The organism is Pantoea sp. GbtcB22, assembly GCF_019091025.1.
GTDB classification, from domain to species: domain Bacteria; phylum Pseudomonadota; class Gammaproteobacteria; order Enterobacterales; family Enterobacteriaceae; genus Pantoea; species Pantoea leporis.
Map to the genome: position 1 here is coordinate 1 of NZ_JAGXKB010000721.1, position 241 is coordinate 241.

Consider the following 241-nt stretch of genomic DNA (forward strand, 5'->3'; position numbering starts at 1 on the left):
ACCCTGCAAGCCGGCAGTCAGTGCGGTCGCCTGCGACGCGCTGAACGGCGTGTCGGCCGCCAGCAGCAGCCGGGGCTCGAGCGCCTCCAAGGCGAAGCTTTGTCGACGCGGCGGTTTGGTCGGACGGATGCCACCGCTCCGTCGGCGCTTGGATCGGTCGCCGCCGGGAAAGAGATCGCCCATCACTTTGTCTAGGATGGAATCGAAAACGGACCGCTTCGACAGGTCGTTGTTCCAGCGC

General features: G+C 66.4%; 1 protein-coding gene. It reads right to left on the bottom strand.

The features are described from left to right. Positions 1-241: LEPR-XLL domain-containing protein (locus tag KVT28_RS26470; protein ID WP_217551270.1), on the bottom strand; the 241-nt coding region annotated here is incomplete at both ends.